The organism is Fictibacillus halophilus (genome assembly GCF_016401385.1).
Taxonomy (GTDB): Bacteria; Bacillota; Bacilli; order Bacillales; family Fictibacillaceae; genus Fictibacillus; species Fictibacillus halophilus.
Window position 1 is genome coordinate 1 of sequence record NZ_JAEACF010000002.1, and the last position, 22265, is coordinate 22265.

Below are 22265 nucleotides of genomic sequence, written 5' to 3' on the forward strand. Positions count from 1 at the left end.
AGAAGAAATGCTTCTTCTCTTATTATCCGGTATTAGCCCCGGTTTCCCGGAGTTATCCCCGTCTTACAGGCAGATTACCCACGTGTTACTCACCCGTCCGCCGCTAAATCAGAGGAGCAAGCTCCTCATCATTCGCTCGACTTGCATGTATTAGGCACGCCGCCAGCGTTCATCCTGAGCCAGGATCAAACTCTCCATAAAAGTGTTTGTCTTGCTCGATTTTAAAACTGACGGAATTAATTCTTAATTCCTTACCTATTTCTTTTGTTCAGTTTTCAAAGAACTGTGTGTTTCGTGTGTCGCTCGTTTTGGCGACTTTATTAGTATATCATCTTAAAAACAAGATGTCAACCTGTTTTTTTATCGTGTTTCCCGACTGCAACATTGTTTCTGTGTGTCGCAGCGACAAGAAATAATATAGCACGATATAGATAAACAGGTCAACACCTTTTTAGAAAAAAGTTTATTCTTTTATTGAGTAGTAACGATGATACAGATTTTTGCTCTTGGTTTCCCGCTTGATAGCCTTTATATAACCTTTGTCTTTTAAGTGTGTAAGAATCATAGGAAGATCGATCGCATAGTCTTGAACCTCATCATGTTCCATTAATTCATGATATGCCCATTCATCTTTCTCTTTGATAATACCCAACAGATGATGGGCACCTAATTTAGTTTTAGAAGAAAGAGAAAACTCTGATGCTAATAATAGAAGTTCAATTCTTTTATCAATCGTCTCTTCTCCAGTTACAAGCTCTTCATACAACTTAAAGATTTCAGGCTGAATCATCTTCACCTGGTTCCAAACTGTAACTTCTGGATAGTATCCATGTTCAATAACAGATAAACGAGCTAGATGATGAAGAGCATGCATGATGTTGTTGAATGCATCTAAATAATGGCCGGAGTGGAAAAGTTCTTTTCCGTCGTTATAACGGCGGAGTAGTTTTGCAAACTCAAGACCAATCTTATGTGTTCTCTCTTCAGCCGGAAACTCGTGAAGTCGGTCCCTCAATCTCGTTATGTACTCATTTCTATTAAATAGAACTTTCCCGTTCATCACCCAATCAACCGCTCTTTTGTTTGTACCGAGCATCAACCAAGAATTAAGCAATTGTTCAGTCACAATGTGAAGCGCAGCTGAAGTTGTCTCAAACTCATAGTGTTTAATCATCAAAGGCTGATCAGATTCTTTAACTATAATAAGAAGTATTGAATCAAAGTGATCCGTGCCAGGGCTGAATGGTTTATTTTTTTCAACAAAAAGCACTCCTAATGTGTTTTCGTTGCTTGCTCTCTCTTGATACAGCGGGCGTAAAATATCTTCCATGAAGGTCATCTCCCATTTTAACAAAATCCTGTTTGTTACTTTCAACATCAAATAAAGAAATCCTTTTTCTTTTCCTAAGAGTTCATATGTTATACTAATGAACGGAGGAGGGACAGGTATGATAAAGTATACGAGCAAAATCAATAAAATACGTACGTTCGCGTTAAGCCTTGTGTTTATAGGTATTATCATCATGTATGCAGGCCTGTTTTTCAAGACAAGTTTTGTCGTTATGTCTATTTTTATGGTGATTGGGTTTATCGCAACGATCGCCAGTGCTGGTGTTTACTTTTGGATTGGTATGATATCTACTCAGGCTGTGCAGGTTGTCTGTCCAAACTGTGGAAAAGTAACGAAAGTACTAGGTCGTGTAGATGCATGCATGTCATGTAACCAGCCACTTACGATGGATAAGGGTCTTGAGGGCGAAGAATTCGATGAAAAATACAACTCTAAACGCCAAATGCGCAAAGAGAATAGATAAAGCTGACTTACCGTAATGGAAAGTCAGCTTTTTTTTAATGTTTTCTTTTGCAATCCGGGCATACTCCGTAAATTTCCATACGGTGTCGTCCTACATCAAAACCTGTTACAGATTCTGCTAGACTCTCGACCTCATCTAAACCGGGATAATGAAAATCCACTATCTTTCCGCATGAATCACAGATGATATGGTAGTGATCAGTCGTCACACAATCAAATCGGCTTGATGAATCCCCATAAGTCAGTTCTTTTACAAGACCCGCTTCTTTAAATACTCTAAGGTTATTGTAGACTGTTGCTACACTCATATTTGGAAATTTCCCCTCCAGCGCTTTGTAAATCTCATCAGCAGTCGGATGGGACATTGATTGGATAAGATGCTCTAAGATAGCATGACGCTGAGGTGTAATCCGTACACCTACTGATTTTAAGTTGTCGATTGCCGCATTTATCTTAGCGCTTGACATCGTCATGCACCCCATTTCTTTAAGAATTCTTACTTTATAATCGTTATAATTAGTCTACTGCTTATCTACAGGTTTTGTCAATTGAAGTGTATGTATGCAGTACTCAATCATGAATGATCTTCGTGTAGAACTGGTTCATTCACTTTCATTTGTTCATTTACATAACGTGCAGCAACAAATAGAAAATCAGAGAGTCTGTTTAGATAAGACAATACAAGTGGATTCACACCTTCAATTTCTACAGCAATACGTTCTGCTCGCCTCGCGATCGTTCGTGCGGTATGGAGTGCACTAGCAGATGGAGATCCTCCAGGAAGTATGAACTGCTTTAAAGGTTTCAGTCCAACCTGCCATTGATCAATCGTCTCTTCAAGAAATGAGATATCTTCTTCTTTTAATTTCCATGCTACTTCCTTACCCGCTGGAGTCGCTAGCTCAGCTCCAACATGAAACAAAACAGTCTGCACTTTTTGCATTACAGTCGTTGCATTTTCTGCCCATTTTTCCTTAGGAAACAAGCTTACGCCAAATCCAATCATACTATTCGCTTCATCACATGTGCCATACGCGTCTACGCGCACATCGTTTTTAGACACCCGTTCACCAAAAATTAAGGATGTTGTTCCTTTATCTCCAGTTTTTGTGTAGATTTTCATATTAATACCCCCGGTCATATGGAATGATATTGATCATATCTTTACGGTTATCATTTCTATATAGAGTTAGATTATCACAAAAGATCTCGATCGCTCTTTCTTGGTACTGAGGTGAAATCCCTGAAAGATGCGGTGTAACCGTTACGTTCTTCATGTCCCATAATGGGCTTTCTTCTGCTAATGGCTCTTTTTCAAACACATCTAGAACTGCGTGGCCAATCCGCTCTTCACGCAGCACACGAATCAGCTCTTTTTCATCTACCGTTTTCCCTCTACCAATATTAATGAACACCGCGTGCTGTTTCATTTCAGAAAACGCACTCTCTCCGACGAAATGATACGTTTGTGGTGTCGATGGGAGAACATTCACGATAAAATCACTTTCTGCGTACAGAGTGGAGATTCCTTCTTTATCCACGATCACATCACAGTTTTCCGCCGGATGACCACTTCTATTAAATCCGATGGTTTTCATGTTAAAAGCTTTCGCGAGTCTTGCTATCTCGCATCCAATTGAACCTGTTCCTAGTATACCAAGCGTCTTTCCTGAGATCTCAGTCATCGGCACTTTTCGATCCCACGTGTGCTGTTTTTGATTTTCTAAAAGCAGACTTGCTTTGCGTGAAACTTGCAGCATCATGGAAAGCGTATATTCCGCCATAGGTGTTTTGTGGATACCTCTTGCGTTCGTAATCAAAATATCTTGTTTTTCTAAAGCTTCAAAAGGCATTTTATCAAGACCAGCTGAAATGACCATGATCCATTTTAGTTCTTTTGCTTCAGCAACCAACTCATCAGTCAGGTCTTCTCCATAGGATACTAAGACTTCAGCTTGTTTAAGATACGTCTTAGCTTCTTTCATGTTGTTGTAAAAATGAAATTCTTCATTCGGAAACCGTTTCTTTAGCTCGTCCTTTATCTCATCTCGTAATCGTGCACTTGAAAGAATCATAAGAAACACCTTCTTTTCATGGAATAGAAAAAGCGGGACGTGCTCCCCGCTTTTTAAGTTGTTGCTGTTTTGTTTGGGTTGTTTACTAATGGAATTACTTTGAGTCTGTTTGTTCTCTATCTTCATGGAAATTGATTGGAGTGAAAGGTGCGAGACTCCTGGGGGATCAGCGGGACAGGTGAGACTCCTAATAGTGCAGAGCACTAGGAGGCTCACCGCACGCCCCCCGGAAAGCGAGCAACCTGTAACGGAAATCAACAACCCTCATAGAGCAACAAAGCTATCCAAAACAGATCTTACTTAAGGTTCTCTGGATTAAGACCTTGAAGTTCTGGCAGAACGAACAAACCGTCTTTTCTAATTAATACATCATCAAAGTAGATTTCCCCGCCGCCATACTCTGGACGCTGAATCAATACCATATCCCAGTGGATGCCTGATTCGTTTCCGTTGTATGCATCTTGATACGCTCTTCCAGGCGTGAAGTGAATGCTGCCGCCAATCTTTTCATCGAATAAGATATCTCCCATTGGATGTTGGATCAAAGGATTTACACCGATCGCAAATTCCCCAACATAACGAGCACCTTCATCTGTATTAAAGATTTCGTTTAATTTTTCGGTGTTGTCTGAAGTGGCTTCAACGATTTTTCCATCTTTGAAAGTAAGTTTTACGTTGTTAAACGTTGTACCGTGATAAGGACAAGGTGTGTTATATGTAATGGTTCCATTCACACTGTCTTTTACTGGTGCCGTAAATACTTCTCCGTCAGGAATGTTATTTTCACCTGCACACATTACAGCAGGAATTCCTTTTATTGAGAACGTTAAATCAGTTCCCGGAGCTGTGATGCGTACTTTATCTGTTTTTTCCATTAAAGCATGAAGTGGTTTTTGTGCTTCAGCCATCGCCTTATAATCCACGTTACACACATCAAGTACAAAATCTGTGAACTTTTCTAAGCTCATTTTAGCCATTTGTGCGAGACCTGTAGTTGGGTAGTTTAATAATACCCATTGACGGTCATTGATGATCATGTTTTGAACAGGCTTATTGATTTCTGCTTTCATTTGGAAGATCTCACTTGGAACTTCCGAGAACTCTGCATCATTGTTTTTACATTGAATCGAGATATACGCATCGATATCTTCAATGCGTGCAAGATCCCATTTCAATTGTGCCTCAGAGTGTTCTCTCGAAGAACCCATCATTAACGCACGTGAAATCTCTTCATCCGCAAGTTGAACGTAAGGAAAAGCTCCTAGTTTATATGTTTCTTGAACGAGCTCTTTTACGAGTGGCTTCCCTGCTAAGAATGAAGTAATAAGTACTTTTTGCCCTTTTTCAACCTTAAGTGAATGAGTCAGCAATGTTTTTGCCAACGTTGTTAAACGTTCATCTCTCATTATGTATAACCCCCGAAATTATCTGTTATAAAATTCACACTATTTCATTTTATCACGCATAAGCCATCATGCCTATTTATTAAGAAGGAAAAGCATAGTCTATCAGTCTCTGTTGCATACTAGTTGGCGTGGAGGTGAATGAATTCATGAACGTATCACGTGCTCAACAGATCATTGAGTCGGAAAAAGAGATCATAGTGCTTCATAACGGAACCCCTGTATGGCTTCAATCTGTTGATGAAAACAATCAAACTGCTAGAGCTTACACAAGAGAACAACCCGATCAAGAGATGGACATTCCTGTTACAGAACTTCAGGAGAGCTGAACCTTGAATTAAAAGTAAAAAAGCCCCGATTTCTCGAGGGCTTTTTTCTATACTAAGTTTTCTTGAATAAACCGCAATGCTTCTTCTACGTGATCTTTCACTTTCACTTTTCGATATTCTTTCGCGATGTTTCCTTCTCCATCGATAATAAACGTAGAGCGTTCGATCCCCATGTATTCTTTACCGAAATTCTTTTTCAGTTTCCACACATCGTAAAGCTCAGCCACTTTATGCTCTTCATCAGCTAAAAGGATGAACGGCAGACCATGCTTCTCAATAAATTTGTCATGTCGAGCTAATGGGTCAGGACTTACGCCTAGAATTACGGTATTTTGTTTCTTAAAGTCTTCGTGACGATCTCTGAAATCACATGCTTGCGTGGTACAGCCTGGCGTCATATCTTTTGGATAAAAGTAGAGAACTACATTTTTTCCTTTAAAATCTTTTAATGTAACTTCTTCTCCATTACTTGCCGGCAATTTAAAATCTGGCGCTTTGCTTCCTGTTTCTATTGTCATCGCATTGAGACCTCCTTAAAGATTCATCTTCCTTAAGGGTAGCCTATTTCGTTATTTTTCAACAACTATTTTGCTGTTCTGTTATGGTGAACAACAGAAGATAGTACGAAAGCAATCGGGAGCAAGTACCCGATCAATGCTTGAAGAGCGGCTATCCACCTTCCTGCTCCAACAGGTACGATGTCTCCATAACCTACGGACAGAATCGTCGTGCTACTGAAATAGATACATGCTTCTATAAAAGAGAAAAAGTCACTCTGATTCAATTCTAGTTTGATGACGGGATAGCCCATTAAAGAGATAAGGGCATAAATGAGTCCGAATCCCGAGATGATTGTTCCGTACACGATGAACAAAATCAGCAGATGACTTGCTGGCATCAGATGTTCTTTAATTCCAGGATGTTTAAAGAGCATCCATATACTACGGATAATGAGACTAGCCGTTGTTATGATCAAGATTACTAAAACAGCATTTTCCATTCTGTCCACCTCTCTTTATCTTATGAAAAAAAGGGATTGAATAGGACAGCCTTATGATTAAAAAAGACAGTCTGCTTTTTCACAGACTGTCTTTCCGATTTATTATTTTGCTTGGTTTACTGAAACGACTTCTGTTAATTCTTTTAACTGGATGGTTAATTCACGCACACGCGTTTGTGCCAATTCATCAACGAGTACGTTGCCTTCATCAAAATTAACGGGATCTGCAATAAATTGATCGGGCAGTACTAAGCTATATACGCCACGAAGCACAGTGCGAAGGTTGGTCAATGCGTTCATTCCGCCTTTCCCGCCTCCTGCAGCAACAGCAATTGCTGACGGTTTATTCTTGAAATGTTTTCCTCCTAAGAAATCAAGGGCATTTTTCAAAGCACCACTTATTCCACTGTGATACTCTGGGCTCGTTACAAAAAATCCATCTGCTTGTTCAGCATACTCAGCTAATTTTTTTACCGCATCATTCTGAGCTGTCGTAGCATCTCCTGTAAATAGAGGTAACTTATCGATTCCTACATCAAAATACAACACTTCAACATTCATCTGTTTCAACGTTTCAGCAGCGAACTGCGCAATTCCTCTTGTTCTTGATTCTGCTGTCGGACTTCCTGCGATTACCATGATTTTCATATGTATTTCCTCATTTCTGGATGCATTATTTAGTATGTTCCTATTTTACAAGATTCCAATCGTTATATATAGCATAAGGAATTACGAGATCATAAACAGGTCTTAAGTCCGGGTGAACATTTTAGACGAAAAAAGAAGTGAATTCCTACATACCAGGACCCACTTCTTGAAAGACGTTCAACATCATAAATGACTAGTTACCAGCGCCTCTATACTTTGTTACTCCAACGTTCCATAACGTTACAGCGATTAAGAAAAACACGAGTCCAACAACTGGCGTTAAGAAGGCATACGTATACCACTCTTCACGTTCTAAGAAATAGGAAGATGGATATACACCGACAAACGCGAATGGAAGGATCCACGTTAACACATACTTGATTACTTTGTTGTAAATATCAACAGGATATCTTCCGTAGTTTCCAATGTTGTACATCATAGGCATAATATCTGTTCTGGAATCAGACCAAAAACCAATCGTGGCAAGTGAGATGAATATTCCTGCATATACGAGCGCACCGCCTATAACTAACAAGATAAAAATAAACGGATCGTACCAGCTCATCTCTAGACCAAGCTTATCACCTGCATAGAACATCACAACTAATCCTGTCACTACACCGAAAAGTGATTCTAACTCCATCCGTTCAAGCACGATTTGAAAAAGACTATGAACAGGTCTTGTTAAGATACGGTCCATCTCGCCTTTTACAATATATCTGTCTGTAAAATCCCAAATGTTAAAGAATGAAGCAAAGATCGAGAATGGAACCAAGAAGAATCCGTAAATGAAGATCATCTCATCCTTACTCCATCCTGCCAGTAAATTTGTATGTCCGAAAACGACTAGGATGAAAACGAGATTAACCGCTTGAAACAATAGATCTGAAAAAATTTCGACTACCATATCCGCACGATACGTAAGTCTTGTTTTTAAATATTGTCCGACGTATTGAAAAAAGATTGAAATGTACTCCATCTGCTATTAACCCCCTTGAACCACAAGCTGACGCTTCGCCAAAATCCAAAGACCATACACGGGAATGATCAAGAGCAGCGACCATATCGCTTGATTGAGAAGGGCTTCATAGATTTGTGAGCCTTTGAACCCTTCCGTAAAAATCATACTCGGGATATAGCTGATGCCTTGGAAAGGCAAGTAGCTCATCACGTTCTGAGCCCACATCGGATAGAAACTGAGCGGTAAGATAAGTCCTGAAAATAAGTCGATCACAACACGTTTTGCACGAATCAAGCCATCATTGTTAAATAAGAAGAAAGTGGCAATTCCAGCTAATAGATTGATCTGTGTGTTGATAATAAAACTAAACGTAATCGATAGGAAGAATAACAACCATGTACTAGCATTCGTTGAGAGTTCAATAGGAAACACGAGCGCTACGATAATCATGCCAGGAACAGAGAAGAATAAAAGTCTAAAGATCCCCTCACCCAATCCTTGCATCATCTTCATGTTTAAATACGGATAAGGACGAACCATCTCAACAGCCACTTTTCCTTCTTTGATCTCCATCGCAATCTCTCGGTCGATGTTGTTAAAGTAAAAGGCTCGAGCCATCCACGCAACAGCAATATACGTTGTCATCTGTGTGATAGACAGACCTTGAATGTTTTCTTTCCCACCATAAATGGCACTCCACAAAAAGTAATACGCACCAATATTGATGCTGTAAATGAGTATTCCGCTGTAATAGTTCGTTCGGTATGCGAGCATCATTAGGAAACGGATGCGAATCATCTCGATATACTTACCCATGACGAACAGCACCTTCAACATAAATATTTCGGATGATCTCTTCTGTTGAGATCTCGAGAATCTTCAAATCAGCAATCTTTTTAGCCGCAGTAACTTTTCCGATCACACCTGAGATGACAGTTTCTTCGGCTTCAACAGATGCCACCCAAACAAGATCACTTTCGCCTTTTTCCCAAACCACGAGATGTTCTTGCGTAAGATGCTGCAACTCTTCCAACGTCGCTTCTTCACTAAACTGAAACTGAATCTGTTTTCCTTCTGCCCAATTTTCACGAAGCTCTTTTAGTGGTCCATCATAGATGATTTTTCCTTCATCGAGCATAACCACTCGTTCACAAAGCGCTTCTATATCAGAAAGGTCATGCGTTGTTAAAAGAATCGTCGTACCGTACTTCTCATTAATTCTCTTTAAAAACTCACGAATCTTTAGTTTTACTAATACATCAAGTCCGATTGTCGGCTCGTCTAGAAAGAGCAGCGGTGGATTATGAATAAGGGCTGCAGCTAATTCACAGCGCATACGTTGTCCGAGTGAAAGCTTTCGAACAGGCTTATCAAGCAACGGCCCAATATCAAGCGTCTCGATTACGTCTTTCATATGTTCTTCGTACTGCTGATCCGGAACATTGTAGATTTTCTTCAATAATCTAAATGACTCTTGAACCGCTATATCCCACCATAACTGCGACCTTTGTCCAAAGACGACACCGATCGTTTTTACGAACTTCTCCCGCTCTTTATGTGGATTCATGCCGTTGACGACAATCTTTCCGTCAGTAGGTGTGAGTATACCTGTCAGCATTTTGATGGAAGTCGATTTACCAGCACCGTTTTCACCAATATAACCTACCATCTCTCCTTTTTTTATCGTAAAAGAGATATCGTCTACTGCTGTCTTAATCGTATAGTTTCGTGTAAAAAGATCACGAAATGCCCCCTTCAGACCTGATCGGCTGGAGAAGGATTTAAACTCTTTTTTTAAACCTTGTACATCTATAACGTTCTGCATAAGAATGCCTCCGTAAAATATAGGTATTAGACTCTTTTTGTAAGATGCTGCTTGACGTTTGAAGCATCTTTCTTCAATGACAAGTTGATTGGAGCGCAAGGTGCGAGACTCCTGCGGGACAGGCGGGCAGGTGAGACACTTAAGAGTGAAACGTTCAAATGTGGCTCACCGCCTGCCCCGCGGAAAGCAAGCATCCTGGAGCGGAAATCAACTACTTTCAAGAGCAACAATTTTGCCAATTTCATGCAAGAGAAACTCAAGGCACTCGAATAGTTTACTCCAATCCCATTCATAAACTCAAATAGTTGAGACTGCTTTCGACTGTTTTGTCATAGATTCCCACCCCTGTCCCTCACGCGTATTCATGCTACAATATGAATTGAACTTAACTGACGTATCGTTTACAGGAGGTATTTATAGATGAAACACACGAAATCTGAAGCTCTATATGATGAAGCGCTTCTACATATTGTTGGCGGTGTAAACAGTCCGTCACGTTCTTTTAAAGCGGTTGGCGGTGGTGCACCTGTTTTTATGGAACGCGCACAAGGTGCATACTTTTGGGATGAAGACGGCAATCGTTACATCGATTATCTAGCTGCTTATGGTCCTATTATTACCGGACATGCTCATCCTCATATCACAAAGGCGATTGTGAAAGCCGCAGAAAACGGTGTTCTCTATGGAACCCCTACTTCTCTTGAAGTTAAATTCGCGAAGATGTTAAAAGAAGCGATGCCTGCTATGGATAAAGTTCGTTTCGTAAACTCTGGAACAGAGGCGGTCATGACAACAATCCGCGTTGCCCGTGCTTACACTGGCCGCGATAAAATCATCAAGTTCGCTGGCTGCTATCACGGTCATTCCGATTTAGTTTTAGTCGCAGCTGGCTCTGGTCCTTCGACACTAGGTACCCCTGACTCAGCTGGTGTACCGAAATCTATCGCACAAGAAGTGATCACTGTTCCATTTAATGATGTTGACGCCTATCGTGCGGCGATGGATAAATGGGGTGATCAGATCGCTGCTGTTTTAGTAGAGCCGATCGTTGGAAACTTTGGAATCGTTAAGCCGAAAGAAGGCTTTTTACAAGCTGTTAACGACATTACCCATGAGCATGGCGCTCTTGTGATCTATGATGAAGTCATTACCGCTTTCCGTTTCATGTATGGAGGGGCACAAGATCTTCTAGGTGTAAAACCTGACATGACAGCCCTCGGAAAGATTATTGGCGGAGGTCTGCCGATTGGCGCATACGGCGGTAAGCAAGAGATCATGGAAAAAGTAGCACCGCTCGGGCCAGCGTACCAAGCAGGGACGATGGCAGGAAACCCAGCATCGATCTCAGCAGGTATCGCATGTTTAGAAGTTTTAAAGCAAGAAGGCGTTTACGAGGAAATGGACCGCTTAGGTGCGATTCTTGAAAAAGGTTTGCTTGAACAAGCTGAAAAACATGCTGTTTCCGTAACGATTAACCGCTTGAAAGGTGCTTTGACGCTTTATTTTTCAGATGAAAAGATTGAGAACTATGTACAAGCAGAAGCGACAGATGGTGAGATCTTCGGAAGATACTTCAAACATATGCTTCATGAAGGAATTAATCTCGCTCCATCTAAATATGAAGCGATGTTCTTAACTACCGCACATACGGAAGAAGACGTTCAAGCTACGATCGAAGCGGCCGGAAGAGCATTCAGCTCTCTGTAGGTTTTATAGGTAAGTGGAAAGAATCCGTCAACGCACGGATTCTTTTTTTAGTTTAAGGGAAAACCTGTAATAGAGGATATTTGTTTTTCATAAGGTATATAGGTCTGGTACTATTCACAATTTGTTAACAGATATTTACTTGATTAAAAGGACGAAACAGTTTATAGTGTTTGAGATTATTAACATTCTTTATGAGAAAGGAATTATCGCAGTTATGAAACTAGGAGCCCGAATGATTAAAACGGGTTTAGCCATTTCTTTATCGATCTACTTAGCGATGTTGTTTCAATTGGATCAGCCAGCCTTTGCCGCGATTGCCGCGACATTTGCGATTCAACCATCCATCTATAGATCGTATCAAACCATTTTAGAACAAGTTCAAGGTAACGTGGTTGGTGCCATTTTTGCTATTATTTTTGTAATCTTATTAGGCAATAACCCATTTGTTATCGGATTCGTTGTCGTACTTGTCATTGCAGCAAACTTAAAAATAAAGATTGAGAAAACGATCCCGCTATCCATCGTTACTGTGATCGTGATCATGGAAAGCCATACGGAGAACTTTATCGGTTTTGCGATCGACCGTTTCTTATTAATCATGCTCGGTGTATTATCAGCGTTTTTAGTTAACCTGGTATTCGTGCCGCCTAGATACGAAACGAAACTGTATTATAAAATTTCCGATCACACGGACGAAATCATAAAATGGATCCGCATGATTACCCGTCATGCTACAGAACATAGCGCCATGAAAGAAGATCTGACCCATCTAAAGGAAAATCGCTTTAAGATGGATCAATATTACTTATTGTATAAAGAAGAACGAACCTATTTCAGAAGCAATAAGTACACCAAAACACGTAAACTGGTTCTTTACCGCCAGATGATACAAACGACAAACAAAGCACTAGAACTGTTGAAGAGTCTTCACCGACATGAAAACGAACTGAACAACATGCCGGAACCTCTTCAAGAACTGATCCAATTAAAGCTCGATGGCTTGACCAACTTCCATGAACAGATGCTGTTAAAATATACAGACAAAATCCGTGCGCAGCACACGCTGGATATGGATGAGGCCATCAACAAAAAAGCACTCATGACGTGTATCATGAGCTATTACAAAAACCCAGAGAACGAAGAGTGGATCGAGCTGTTCCCCGTTTTCGCTCTGATCATAGATTACGCGGACCAATTGGAACACTTGAACACCCTGGTAGAAAGCTTTAAGAACTTCCACCAGGAAGATAGCGAGGTTCAGTTGGATCAGCGGTTAGAAGACTAATATTATGTATTGGAAGCCAGCCCTTTTTGAGGGTTGGTTTTTTTGTGCGTGTGGGTATCATTTTGTTGTTTAAACCAGTCTGTGGCTGGACATTACTTGTACGTCTATGTCGAAATATGTCTAGGATTGTAGACTCGTGGATAAACCTCGAAAACTTTAGGATTCAAGGATAAAACTCGTGGATTAAACACTGTTTCTTGTGGATTCATAGGCGAAATTTGTGGATTGAACTGGTTTTCAATGCGATATTAGGTATCTTGCTCTTTGAACCGAACGTAATCATGCGGCAAAATGGAGTTCCAATATCCTTACAAAAATAGTAGGAGGCGCTTCATTTGAAAAAAGAAAGAAAAGCACCCATCTTTATTACTAAATTATCTAAATTGGTTAAGAGAATTCCACCTAATCATTTTAAGAAACAAGAATTTCAGGATTTGTTGCGGAACCATTCATCCGGCTTTAAAGGCGAGCAGTCACTGGAATACTTTTATCGTTATCTGCCTAAGGATATTCTTTACTTACATGGTCTTCGAATATTAGATGATGAATATTTTTTTCAAATGGACACTCTTCTCATTACTCCAAGTTTCATTACAATCCTCGAAATCAAATATATGGCTGGCCATCTTTATTTTGAAGACCAATTCTTTCAATTCATTCGAACTCATGCAGGAAAAGAAGAGGCATTCCCAAATCCGATTGACCAAGTTTCTCGCCAAAAAATTCATCTTACTAGGGTATTAGAACAACACAAAATGAATTTCTTACCTATTGAGACACTTGTGGTCATGACACATCCTGCAGCAATTATTGAAGCGGCACCAGGTTATAAAAAAGCTAATGAGATAGTCATTAAGAGTTCAAGTTTACAACACAAGTACGAAAGTCTAATACAGAAATATACAGAAATTAAACTTACTCAAAAACAAGTAAAAAAACTAGCAAGACTTCTCCTGAAATTAAGCTCATTGTACGATCCAGATATTTGTGAGCTTTTCCAAGTAAATAAGAATGAACTCTCCAAAGGGGTTTTTTGTCCAACTTGTCCTCACTCTATCATGAATTACACTTGGGGGAAATGGCACTGTGCTACTTGTAATACTTCTTCAAAAACTGCCCACATTGAAGCTCTTCAAGATTACGCACTATTAATATCAAATCACATATCAAATTATGAGTTTGCATGGTATTTAAATTTACAATCGAGCAGCCAAGCCTACCACCTTCTTCGTTCGTTAAATCTACCCTCAACTGGTACAAATCGATCAAGACTCTATAACCTAGAACCTCTCCTAGAAAAAACCACATAAAAAAAGAAGCTTAGCCAAAGCTAAGCCTCCTTACATACAATTAATCTCTAACTCTTCATCCGCGGATCTAATGCATCACGCAAGCCGTCGCCCATCAGGTTGAATCCGAGTACCGTCAGCATGATCGCCAAACCTGGGAACAAAACGGTCCAAGGCGCTTGAATGATAAAGTCTTTTGAATCCGCAAGCATCTTACCCCACTCAGGAGTTGGCGGTTGAGCCCCCATACCTAAGAATCCAAGTGCAGCTGCTTCGATGATCGCTGTTGCAATGGCAAGCGTTCCTTGAACGATGATTGGAGCAAGACTGTTCGGTAGGATGTGATGGATCAGAATCCTGAAGTCGCTCATTCCGATCGCTCGAGCTGCTGTAATGTATTCTTCTTCTTTTACACTAAGCACTCTTGATCGCAGCAAGCGTCCGAACGTTGGGATATTGATAATCGCAATTGCGATCAACGCATTTTTTAATGATGGCCCAAGTACAGATACTACCGCAATGGCAAGCAAGATACTTGGAAACGCCAACAAAATATCAAAAATGCGTGATATGATGCCGTCTATCCATCTTCCATAATACCCTGCGATAATACCAAGCAAAGAACCTACGATTACCGATCCAGCTACTGAGAAAAAACCTACCCATAGCGACACGCGAGCTCCATGGATGATACGGCTTAATATATCACGACCGAATTCATCCGTTCCAAACCAATGTTCAGCAGATGGTGCGATATGTTTATCTCTCAGCTCACCTTCACTGATACCATAAGGTGCGATCAGGTCCGCGAATATGGCAATCACAATAAATACTGAGACGATTGATAAACCGACAAGAGCGATCTTATTCTTTTTGAAGCTTCTCCAAGCATCTTTCCAAGGAGAGATTACTTTGTCTTCCACCGGTTCCACAGGCATATGCTGTGGCTGCGGAACTACGGGAGGTGTTGATCTTGTGAGTTCTGACATTCTAATCCCTCCTACTTGAATTTAATTCTCGGGTCAATTGCTGCGTACAGCAAATCAACGAGTAGATTGATTAATACGAAAATCGTTGCGACGACTAAGATGCCAGATTGGATAACCGGATAATCACGATACGAGATCGCATCATAAATATATGTACCAATGCCTGGCCATCCGAAAATCGTTTCAGTCAGAATCGCACCACCCAAAAGCAGTCCCGTCTGAAGACCGATAACGGTTACTACTGGAATTAACGCATTTTTTAATGAATGCTTGTATACGACCCAGAACATTTTCATCCCTTTTGCACGAGCCGTTCGGATGTAGTCTGAACGCATTACTTCAAGCATGCTTGATCGCGTCATACGAGCGATGATCGCCATCGGAATCGTAGCTAGTGCAACTCCTGGCAAGATGAGATGTTTCACTACCTCAGCAAACTGATCCATTCTTCCTTGAATCAATGTGTCGATCAAATACAGATGTGTGATCGGATCAACCGGAACACGAATGTTGTCGCGACCCGTAGTCGGCAATAGATCAAAGTGAATGGAGAATACATATTGCTCCATCAATCCGAGCCAGAAGATCGGCATAGAAACACCAACTAACGCAAGAACCATAGCCGTATAATCGAACCAAGAGTTTTGGAACCATGCGGAAATGATACCTGCATTAACTCCGATTACAATCGCAATTACCATTGCTACAAAAGCTAATTCCATCGTTGCGGCTAAATATGGCCAAACTTCTTGTGCAATCGGCACGTTTGTTTTTAATGAAACACCAAGGTCTCCTGTAAAAAGGCCTGTTAAGTAATCAATAAATTGCGTATACCACGGTTGGTCTAACCCAAGTCGCTTCGTTAAAGATGCAACAGCTTCCTTTGTGGCCTGTTGCCCTAAAATTAATTGTGCTGGATTACCCGGGATAGCGCGAATCATCATGAACACGATAAATGTCATCCCTAAGAGTACGGGAACTAGCGTTGCTAACCGTCTGATCGTATAGGCAAACATAGGGTCACCTCTTTCTTAAGAAGAATTACAAGTATGTTAGGTTACGAGCTGTTATTCTTGAAAGGCGTTGCTTTCCACTCCAGGATGCTCGCTTTCCGGGGGGGCGTGCGGTGAGCCTCTTAGCGCTAGGCGCTGGTAAGAGTCTCACCTGTCCCGCTGATCCCCCAGGAGTCTCGCACCTTACTTTTCAATCAACGTATTAAAGGGGTTATGAAAGACTACCTTCTAGAGAATCATTTTCCAAAAAAAGAGGAGCAGGCTATTTTAGGCCATACTCCCCGCCATACATTATTCGAAAGATACGTCCGCGAAAGATTGAGAACCTGTAGGATGTGGAACGAATCCTTTAATCTTGCTTGCTCCAGCTAGTTGAGGCTTAGAGTGAACAAGAGGTACCCATGGAGCATCTTCATGGATGATAACTTGTGCTTGTTTGTAAAGCTCTTCACGTTTCGCTTCGTCAGCCGTTGTTTGAGCTTCAACTAAAAGCTTATGAACATCTTCGTTCGCATAACGAGCGTAGTTGTTAGAGTCGATCGTGTCTTTGTCAAGAAGCGTATAAAGGAAGTTATCCGCATCTCCATTGTCACCCGTCCAACCTAACATGAACATTGGCGCTTCACCTTTTTGAACTTTCTCAAGGTAAGTACCCCACTCAAATGTAACGATGTTCGCTTTAATATTCACTTTTGCAAGTTTCGCTTGAATCGCTTCAGCTACTTTTTGACCGTTTGGCATGTATGGACGTGCTACAGGCATTGCCCAAAGATCCATTTCAAATCCTTTTTCCATACCTGCTTTAGCTAAAAGTTCTTTTGCTTTTGCTTCGTCATATTCACGATCTTGAATCTCATCGTTGTATCCAGCGATTGAAGGAGGCATTGGGTTTTTAGCCGGCTCAGCTGTTCCTTCATAGAAGTTGTCAATGATCGCTTGCTTGTCGATCAAGTGGCTGATCGCCTGACGAACTTCTTTTTTATCAAATGGCGCCTTTTCGACGTTAAATCCTAGGTAACCAACGTTCATTGAAGGACGTTCGAACAATTGAAGCTTTCCATTGTCTGAAACTTTTTTCATATCAGATGGATTAAGAGCATCCATTAAGTCGATCTCGCCTTTCGTTAATGCGTTTAGACGAGAAGAGTTGTCTTTGATTACTTTAAACGTTACGCCATCAAGTTTCGGCATATCTTTTACCCAATAGTCAGCGTTCTTTTCAAGAACGATCGTATCGTTTGGCTTCCAGCTCTTGAATTTGAAAGGGCCTGTACCAACTGGCTCTTTGCTTAGCTTGTCACCGTCTAATGACTTAGGACTTGCGATTGCGAATGGGCTCATCGCTACGTTCTTCAAGAAAGGTGCTTGAGGCTTGTTCAACGTAATAACTACTTTGTTCTCACCATCAGCTTTTACATCTTTAATCACGTGCCCTTCGTCACCTTCAAATCCACCAAACATAGATCCGTAGTATGCGAATTTCTCGCCGTCTTTACTTTGTGCCCAACGGTCGAAGTTCTTTACTACTGCATCAGCGTTGAACTTCTCGCCATCGTGGAACTTAACGCCTTCTTCAAGTGTGAATGTATACGTCAAGCCATCATCAGAAATCTTCCATTCTTTTGCAAGACCTGGAACGATATCTGTGTTATCTTTTCCGTAGTTTACAAGTGGCTCATAGATTTGTTCCGTTACGATGAAAGATTCACCGTCAGTAACAACGGCTGGATCAAGTGCAACAGAGTCACCGCCACGACCGTAGATCATGACATTGTTCGGATCGACTTTGCCGTCGTCTCCACCTTTGCTGCTATCCCCGCCTGATGAACACCCTGCCAACGCTAGAGATAAAGCAAGCATTAAAGCAAATAAAGTTAATAAACTTTTCTTCATCTTCTTTCCCCCAGTTCTCATTTTAGTTATGCCTTTGTTTATATGTACGTGTCTGCCGTTACTCGTAAAGGTGGCAGGCAGCGTAGTGGCCTTCAGCAACTTCTTTTAAAACAGGCTTTACGGTCCCACAATGATCCATCGCTGCAGGGCAACGTGTATGGAAAGGACAACCAGCAGGCGGATTTGATGGACTTGGCACATCTCCTTGCAGGATGACGCGGTCCTTTCGATGCTCCACATCTGGTATAGGAACGGCTGATAAAAGAGCTTGTGTATATGGATGTTTCGGATCATCATAAAGCTTTTCACTATCAGCAAGCTCTACGATATGACCCAAATACATAACTCCCACTCGGTCACTGATATGGCGGACTACACCAAGATCATGCGCGATAAACAAATACGTGAGGTCGAACTCTTTTTGAAGATCTTGTAAAAGGTTCAGTACTTGAGATTGAATGGAAACATCAAGTGCAGATACCGGCTCGTCCGCGATAATAAGCTTCGGATTCACGGCAAGTGCACGTGCAATTCCGATACGCTGTCTTTGTCCTCCTGAAAATTGATGAGGATATCGCTTCGCGTGCCAGCTTGAGAGTCCTACAACTTCAAGCAGTTCTTTTACTCGTCTCTTGCGTTCAGCTTTATCTTTTACACCATGAACGATCAATGGCTCTTCTAAAATCTTCTCAACTGTATGACGCGGGTTGAGTGAAGCAAAGGGATCTTGAAACACCATCTGCATCTCGCGGCGTTTCTTTCTCATCTCACTCGAAGATAATTTCGTTATATCCTCGCCTTCAAAGTAGATCTTTCCTTCAGTAGGTTCTAAAAGTCTTAGGAGCATGCGTCCTGTCGTGGACTTTCCGCACCCGCTCTCTCCTACGAGGCCGAGTGTTTCTCCTTTTTTTATGTAAAAAGAGATTCCGTCGACTGCCTTTACTTCGCCAACGGTCTTGCTCAATATTCCGCCTTTAATCGGAAAGTGCATCTTTAAATTTTCAACTTTAACTAATGGCTGTGTCTGACTCATGCAGATTCACTCCTTTCCCGTCCTCGTAAAGCCAGCATCTGACTTGATGACTGCCTTCTTGAGTTTTAAGATGAGGAGTTTCGGATATACACCTTGTTCCTGCATGCTCACAACGCGGTGCGAACGAACAACCCGAGGTGATCGAACCGGGTTTCGGTACGTTTCCTGGAATGGAGTACAAACGGCCAACCTTCTCCCTCATGTCTGGGACCGATTTAATCAACCCAACCGTATAAGGGTGCTTCGGATTTTGGAAGATGGTTTTCACTTCACCTTCTTCGACCACTTTTCCAGCGTACATAACGACGACACGCTCACACATCTCTGCAACTACACCAAGATCGTGGGTAATCATCATGATGGCGGTATCTGTTTCTTTGTTTAATCGTTTCATCAAGTCTAAAATTTGAGCTTGAATCGTAACATCCAAAGCGGTAGTAGGCTCGTCCGCTATCAGAAGTTTAGGGTCACAGATCATGGCCATGGCGATCATGACACGCTGACGCATACCTCCTGATAATTGATGAGGATATTCTTTTACAAGCTCTTCTGCTCGTGCAAGTCCCACTAGCTTAAGCATCTCAATGGCTTTACCCATCGCTTCTTTTTTGGACCATTTTCTATGTATGCGCAGTGATTCAATAAGCTGCTCCCCGATCGTGATTACCGGGTTCAAGCTTGTCATCGGCTCCTGAAAAATCATTCCGATTTCATTGCCTCTAATTTGCCGCATCCTTTTTTCTGGTGCTGAAGCAAGATTTTCACCTTTGAAGAGAATCTCTCCTTCAATCTTCCCAGGCGGGGTGGGTACTAGTCCCATTACGGATAGTGACGTCACACTTTTACCGCAGCCCGATTCTCCTACGATTCCTAACACTTCGCCAGGATTAACGTGGAAATCAACTCCGTCCACAGCAGGGATTGCGCCATCGTCTGTAAGGAAAGAAGTTCTTAAGTTCTTCACTTCTAGAACTGGATTTCCCATGAGATCTCACTCCTTTCTCTAAGCTGCCAAATTTCCTAGAATATTACTTCTCTGTTGAGAATTATGACACTACTCTGACAATTTGACAATATTTAATTTTCAGAATAATCGACAAATATGTCTTATGTTGTAGTTCTTTCGTACGATGTTTTCTTCTATATAAAAAAAAGACCGGCATCTCTGCCAGTCTTAGACTATCTTAGTTTAATTGTTGAACCATGAATAGATCATAATAAGCGCCTTGTTTTTCCATCAATTTTTTATGATTACCGATCTCTACAATTCTGCCGTGTTCGATTACGATAATTCGATCTGCGTGAGTGATGGTGGAAAGTCGGTGGGCCACAATGAACGTTGTCCGATCTTTTGCTAGTTTTTCCAAAGCTTCTTGAATCAAGTGTTCACTTTCAAGATCCAAAGCCGAAGTTGCTTCATCAAGAATAAGGAGTGGTGGATTTTTTAAAAAGACACGAGATATAGCCACACGCTGTTTCTGACCGCCAGATAGCTTGACCCCACGTTCTCCGATCTTTGTGTCATAACCTTCAGGTAAGCTTATAATAAATTCATGTGCATTAGCCGCTTTTGCAGCTGCAATCATCTCTTCATCCGAAGCCTCTGGATTACCCATAAGAATATTCGCTCGAACGGATTCACTAAAAAGAATATTATCTTGAAGAACCATACCGATTTTATCTCTTAGTGACCGAACTTGAAAATCACGGATATCTGTTCCATCGAGCTTAATGCTTCCTTCTGACACATCGTAAAAGCGTGGAATCAAACTGATCAACGAAGATTTACCGCCGCCACTCATCCCCACAAGAGCAATTGTTTCACCCGCTTCAACCGATAAGGAAACATTATGTAACACATCAGCTTCATGCTCGTTGTAAGTGAACGAAACATTTTCGAAATCAAGCTTCCCTTTTACCGATTTTAAGGGTTTCGCATGAGGAGAGTCTTCAATATCATATGACTCATCTAAGAACTCAAACATCCGGTCCATAGAAGCAATCGATTGTGTTAGTGTTGTAGATGAATTCACTAGTCGTCTCAGTGGATTATATAGTCTATCCATATACGCAACAAATGCAACTAGTGCTCCGATCGTAATGTTTCCTTGAATCCCTTGATAGGCTGCAAACCCAATAACAAGAAGCGGCGCAATATCGGTTACAGTATTTACGACCGAAAATGTTTTCGCGTTCCATTTTGTGTGATCCATTGCACGATCTAAAAAATTTCGGTTTCGTTTATCAAACTGAACCTGCTCGTGATCCTCGAGTGCAAAACTGCGGATCACGGACATACCTTGAACACGTTCATGCAGGTGACCTTGCACTTCAGCCAAAGCTTGAGATCGATCCTTCGTTAATTGCCGAAGCCGGGCATAGAAAAATTTTACCGAGAACCCGTAGACCGGAAGCATGGATAAGGCTACGATCGTAAGCCAAAAATCCATAGAGAACATGATGGCCGCTGCAATAATAATCGTCGCCATATCTAGCCAAACATTCATAAGACCGGTGATGACAAACGTTTTTGTTTGCTCAACATCATGGATGACTCTTGAAATAATTTCACCAGATTTGTTGTTCGAATAAAAACGGAGACTCAAGCGTTGTATATGATCAAACATTTTGTCACGAATATCATATAAAACCTTTGTTCCTACCCATTGAGCATAATATTGTCTCCAGTATTCAATCGGTGGACGAAGCACAACAAATATGAGTGCAGCCCCACCCATGAGCCAATAAAGTTTGTTTAGTTTTTCATCTACCGGCAATGAGACTTGAATGATATCATCCACTACATATTTTAAAATCAGTGGTGTTAACAACGGGATTCCAAACTTAGCTAACCCGATTAAAATCGTCCAGAAAATTTGCCACTTGTATGGTTTTACAAATTTCAAATAACGTTTAATACTATCCATTTCATTTCACCATTCTTTCCTTCATAAAAAGAAAACTTGGCAAAGCGCCAAGTTAACCAAAGATAAAAAAAGGAT

The 22265-nt window shown here is 41.2% G+C and carries 22 protein-coding genes and 1 rRNA gene; 5 read left to right on the forward strand and 18 right to left on the reverse strand.

Features of this window, described 5'->3' with window-relative positions:
• Positions 1-201 (reverse strand): 16S ribosomal RNA (locus I5J82_RS17225); the annotation flags it as partial.
• A gap of 262 nt (positions 202-463) precedes the next feature.
• Positions 464-1330, reverse strand: coding sequence for a nucleotidyltransferase-like protein (locus I5J82_RS17230; protein ID WP_144703814.1), 867 nt, complete (start codon positions 1328-1330; stop codon positions 464-466).
• Between the two features lie 118 nt (positions 1331-1448).
• On the opposite strand from I5J82_RS17230, the gene I5J82_RS17235 reads away from it, so the two are divergent.
• Positions 1449-1814 (forward strand): YgzB family protein, encoded by a 366-nt coding sequence (locus I5J82_RS17235; protein WP_066286256.1) that lies wholly within the window; start codon positions 1449-1451, stop codon positions 1812-1814.
• Positions 1815-1848: 34 nt separating this feature from the next.
• Here the strand turns inward: I5J82_RS17235 and perR are convergent, their stop codons facing one another.
• The 4 genes from perR to I5J82_RS17255 form a co-directional block, all read right to left on the reverse strand.
• Positions 1849-2280, reverse strand: coding sequence for a peroxide-responsive transcriptional repressor PerR (gene perR / locus I5J82_RS17240; protein ID WP_137792276.1), 432 nt, complete (start codon positions 2278-2280; stop codon positions 1849-1851).
• A gap of 107 nt (positions 2281-2387) precedes the next feature.
• The gene (locus tag I5J82_RS17245; RefSeq protein WP_144703817.1) at positions 2388-2936 is read right to left on the reverse strand and encodes a cob(I)yrinic acid a,c-diamide adenosyltransferase; all 549 of its coding nucleotides are present in this window, start codon (positions 2934-2936) and stop codon (positions 2388-2390) included.
• A 1-nt stretch (position 2937) separates the two neighbouring features.
• On the reverse strand, positions 2938-3888 hold the full coding sequence (locus tag I5J82_RS17250) for a D-2-hydroxyacid dehydrogenase (RefSeq protein ID WP_198769062.1): 951 nt from the start codon (positions 3886-3888) through the stop codon (positions 2938-2940).
• Positions 3889-4184: 296 nt separating this feature from the next.
• Entirely contained in the window at positions 4185-5294 is a 1110-nt protein-coding gene (locus I5J82_RS17255) for an aminopeptidase (RefSeq protein WP_144703823.1), read from the reverse strand.
• A 146-nt stretch (positions 5295-5440) separates the two neighbouring features.
• On the opposite strand from I5J82_RS17255, the gene I5J82_RS17260 reads away from it, so the two are divergent.
• On the forward strand, positions 5441-5620 hold the full coding sequence (locus I5J82_RS17260; RefSeq protein ID WP_144703827.1) for an H-type small acid-soluble spore protein: 180 nt from the start codon (positions 5441-5443) through the stop codon (positions 5618-5620).
• A 47-nt stretch (positions 5621-5667) separates the two neighbouring features.
• Here the strand turns inward: I5J82_RS17260 and bcp are convergent, their stop codons facing one another.
• The 6 genes from bcp to I5J82_RS17290 all read right to left on the reverse strand — a co-directional run bounded on the left by bcp (position 5668) and on the right by I5J82_RS17290 (position 10054).
• Positions 5668-6138, reverse strand: coding sequence for a thioredoxin-dependent thiol peroxidase (bcp, locus tag I5J82_RS17265; protein ID WP_144703830.1), 471 nt, complete (start codon positions 6136-6138; stop codon positions 5668-5670).
• Between the two features lie 65 nt (positions 6139-6203).
• Positions 6204-6620 (reverse strand): ion channel, encoded by a 417-nt coding sequence (locus I5J82_RS17270; protein WP_144703833.1) that lies wholly within the window; start codon positions 6618-6620, stop codon positions 6204-6206.
• Positions 6621-6722: 102 nt separating this feature from the next.
• Positions 6723-7268 (reverse strand): NADPH-dependent FMN reductase, encoded by a 546-nt coding sequence (locus I5J82_RS17275; RefSeq protein ID WP_198769063.1) that lies wholly within the window; start codon positions 7266-7268, stop codon positions 6723-6725.
• Between the two features lie 193 nt (positions 7269-7461).
• Complete coding sequence (locus I5J82_RS17280) at positions 7462-8247, reverse strand: ABC transporter permease (protein ID WP_198769064.1); 786 nt, start codon at positions 8245-8247, stop codon at positions 7462-7464.
• 6 nt (positions 8248-8253) lie between these two features.
• Positions 8254-9045 (reverse strand): ABC transporter permease, encoded by a 792-nt coding sequence (locus I5J82_RS17285; protein ID WP_144703842.1) that lies wholly within the window; start codon positions 9043-9045, stop codon positions 8254-8256.
• Positions 9038-10054, reverse strand: a complete 1017-nt coding sequence (locus I5J82_RS17290; RefSeq protein ID WP_198769065.1) for an ABC transporter ATP-binding protein — start codon at positions 10052-10054, stop codon at positions 9038-9040. Before I5J82_RS17290 ends, I5J82_RS17285 begins: the two co-directional genes overlap by 8 nt.
• A gap of 420 nt (positions 10055-10474) precedes the next feature.
• Here I5J82_RS17290 and I5J82_RS17295 point away from each other — a divergent pair, with 420 nt between their 5' ends.
• From I5J82_RS17295 to I5J82_RS17305, 3 genes are all read left to right on the forward strand, one after another.
• The gene (locus I5J82_RS17295; protein ID WP_198769066.1) at positions 10475-11761 is read left to right on the forward strand and encodes a glutamate-1-semialdehyde 2,1-aminomutase; all 1287 of its coding nucleotides are present in this window, start codon (positions 10475-10477) and stop codon (positions 11759-11761) included.
• A gap of 214 nt (positions 11762-11975) precedes the next feature.
• Complete coding sequence (locus tag I5J82_RS17300) at positions 11976-13046, forward strand: FUSC family protein (protein ID WP_198769273.1); 1071 nt, start codon at positions 11976-11978, stop codon at positions 13044-13046.
• A gap of 335 nt (positions 13047-13381) precedes the next feature.
• Positions 13382-14356, forward strand: coding sequence for a nuclease-related domain-containing protein (locus tag I5J82_RS17305; RefSeq protein WP_198769067.1), 975 nt, complete (start codon positions 13382-13384; stop codon positions 14354-14356).
• Positions 14357-14403: 47 nt separating this feature from the next.
• Here the strand turns inward: I5J82_RS17305 and I5J82_RS17310 are convergent, their stop codons facing one another.
• The 6 genes from I5J82_RS17310 to I5J82_RS17335 all read right to left on the reverse strand — a co-directional run bounded on the left by I5J82_RS17310 (position 14404) and on the right by I5J82_RS17335 (position 22190).
• Positions 14404-15324 (reverse strand): ABC transporter permease, encoded by a 921-nt coding sequence (locus tag I5J82_RS17310; protein WP_198769068.1) that lies wholly within the window; start codon positions 15322-15324, stop codon positions 14404-14406.
• A gap of 11 nt (positions 15325-15335) precedes the next feature.
• A complete protein-coding gene (locus I5J82_RS17315; protein ID WP_198769069.1) occupies positions 15336-16340 on the reverse strand; it encodes an ABC transporter permease in 1005 nt (334 codons plus the stop codon).
• A 288-nt stretch (positions 16341-16628) separates the two neighbouring features.
• A complete protein-coding gene (locus tag I5J82_RS17320) occupies positions 16629-18230 on the reverse strand; it encodes an ABC transporter substrate-binding protein (RefSeq protein WP_198769070.1) in 1602 nt (533 codons plus the stop codon).
• A gap of 58 nt (positions 18231-18288) precedes the next feature.
• Entirely contained in the window at positions 18289-19263 is a 975-nt protein-coding gene (locus I5J82_RS17325; RefSeq protein ID WP_153238269.1) for an ABC transporter ATP-binding protein, read from the reverse strand.
• Positions 19238-20248, reverse strand: a complete 1011-nt coding sequence (locus tag I5J82_RS17330; protein WP_198769071.1) for an ABC transporter ATP-binding protein — start codon at positions 20246-20248, stop codon at positions 19238-19240. Before I5J82_RS17330 ends, I5J82_RS17325 begins: the two co-directional genes overlap by 26 nt.
• Positions 20249-20447: 199 nt before the next feature.
• Complete coding sequence (locus tag I5J82_RS17335; protein ID WP_198769072.1) at positions 20448-22190, reverse strand: ABC transporter ATP-binding protein; 1743 nt, start codon at positions 22188-22190, stop codon at positions 20448-20450.
• Positions 22191-22265 lie beyond the last annotated feature (75 nt).

Bases quoted from the DNA above. Each gene is read 5' to 3' on its own strand.
- I5J82_RS17290 (WP_198769065.1), bottom strand. From the start codon at position 10,054: ATGCAGAACGTTATAGATGTACAAGGTTTAAAAAAAGAGTTTAAATCC.
- I5J82_RS17235 (WP_066286256.1), top strand. From the start codon at position 1,449: ATGATAAAGTATACGAGCAAAATCAATAAAATACGTACGTTCGCGTTA.
- I5J82_RS17285 (WP_144703842.1), bottom strand. From the start codon at position 9,045: ATGGGTAAGTATATCGAGATGATTCGCATCCGTTTCCTAATGATGCTC.
- I5J82_RS17330 (WP_198769071.1), bottom strand. From the start codon at position 20,248: ATGGGAAATCCAGTTCTAGAAGTGAAGAACTTAAGAACTTCTTTCCTT.
- I5J82_RS17315 (WP_198769069.1), bottom strand. From the start codon at position 16,340: ATGTTTGCCTATACGATCAGACGGTTAGCAACGCTAGTTCCCGTACTC.
- I5J82_RS17250 (WP_198769062.1), bottom strand. From the start codon at position 3,888: ATGATTCTTTCAAGTGCACGATTACGAGATGAGATAAAGGACGAGCTA.
- I5J82_RS17325 (WP_153238269.1), bottom strand. From the start codon at position 19,263: ATGAGTCAGACACAGCCATTAGTTAAAGTTGAAAATTTAAAGATGCAC.
- I5J82_RS17275 (WP_198769063.1), bottom strand. From the start codon at position 7,268: ATGAAAATCATGGTAATCGCAGGAAGTCCGACAGCAGAATCAAGAACA.
- I5J82_RS17245 (WP_144703817.1), bottom strand. From the start codon at position 2,936: ATGAAAATCTACACAAAAACTGGAGATAAAGGAACAACATCCTTAATT.
- perR (WP_137792276.1), bottom strand. From the start codon at position 2,280: ATGTCAAGCGCTAAGATAAATGCGGCAATCGACAACTTAAAATCAGTA.
- I5J82_RS17255 (WP_144703823.1), bottom strand. From the start codon at position 5,294: ATGAGAGATGAACGTTTAACAACGTTGGCAAAAACATTGCTGACTCAT.
- I5J82_RS17310 (WP_198769068.1), bottom strand. From the start codon at position 15,324: ATGTCAGAACTCACAAGATCAACACCTCCCGTAGTTCCGCAGCCACAG.
- I5J82_RS17230 (WP_144703814.1), bottom strand. From the start codon at position 1,330: ATGGAAGATATTTTACGCCCGCTGTATCAAGAGAGAGCAAGCAACGAA.
- I5J82_RS17300 (WP_198769273.1), top strand. From the start codon at position 11,976: ATGAAACTAGGAGCCCGAATGATTAAAACGGGTTTAGCCATTTCTTTA.
- I5J82_RS17280 (WP_198769064.1), bottom strand. From the start codon at position 8,247: ATGGAGTACATTTCAATCTTTTTTCAATACGTCGGACAATATTTAAAA.
- I5J82_RS17260 (WP_144703827.1), top strand. From the start codon at position 5,441: ATGAACGTATCACGTGCTCAACAGATCATTGAGTCGGAAAAAGAGATC.
- I5J82_RS17295 (WP_198769066.1), top strand. From the start codon at position 10,475: ATGAAACACACGAAATCTGAAGCTCTATATGATGAAGCGCTTCTACAT.
- I5J82_RS17320 (WP_198769070.1), bottom strand. From the start codon at position 18,230: ATGAAGAAAAGTTTATTAACTTTATTTGCTTTAATGCTTGCTTTATCT.
- I5J82_RS17335 (WP_198769072.1), bottom strand. From the start codon at position 22,190: ATGGATAGTATTAAACGTTATTTGAAATTTGTAAAACCATACAAGTGG.
- I5J82_RS17270 (WP_144703833.1), bottom strand. From the start codon at position 6,620: ATGGAAAATGCTGTTTTAGTAATCTTGATCATAACAACGGCTAGTCTC.
- bcp (WP_144703830.1), bottom strand. From the start codon at position 6,138: ATGACAATAGAAACAGGAAGCAAAGCGCCAGATTTTAAATTGCCGGCA.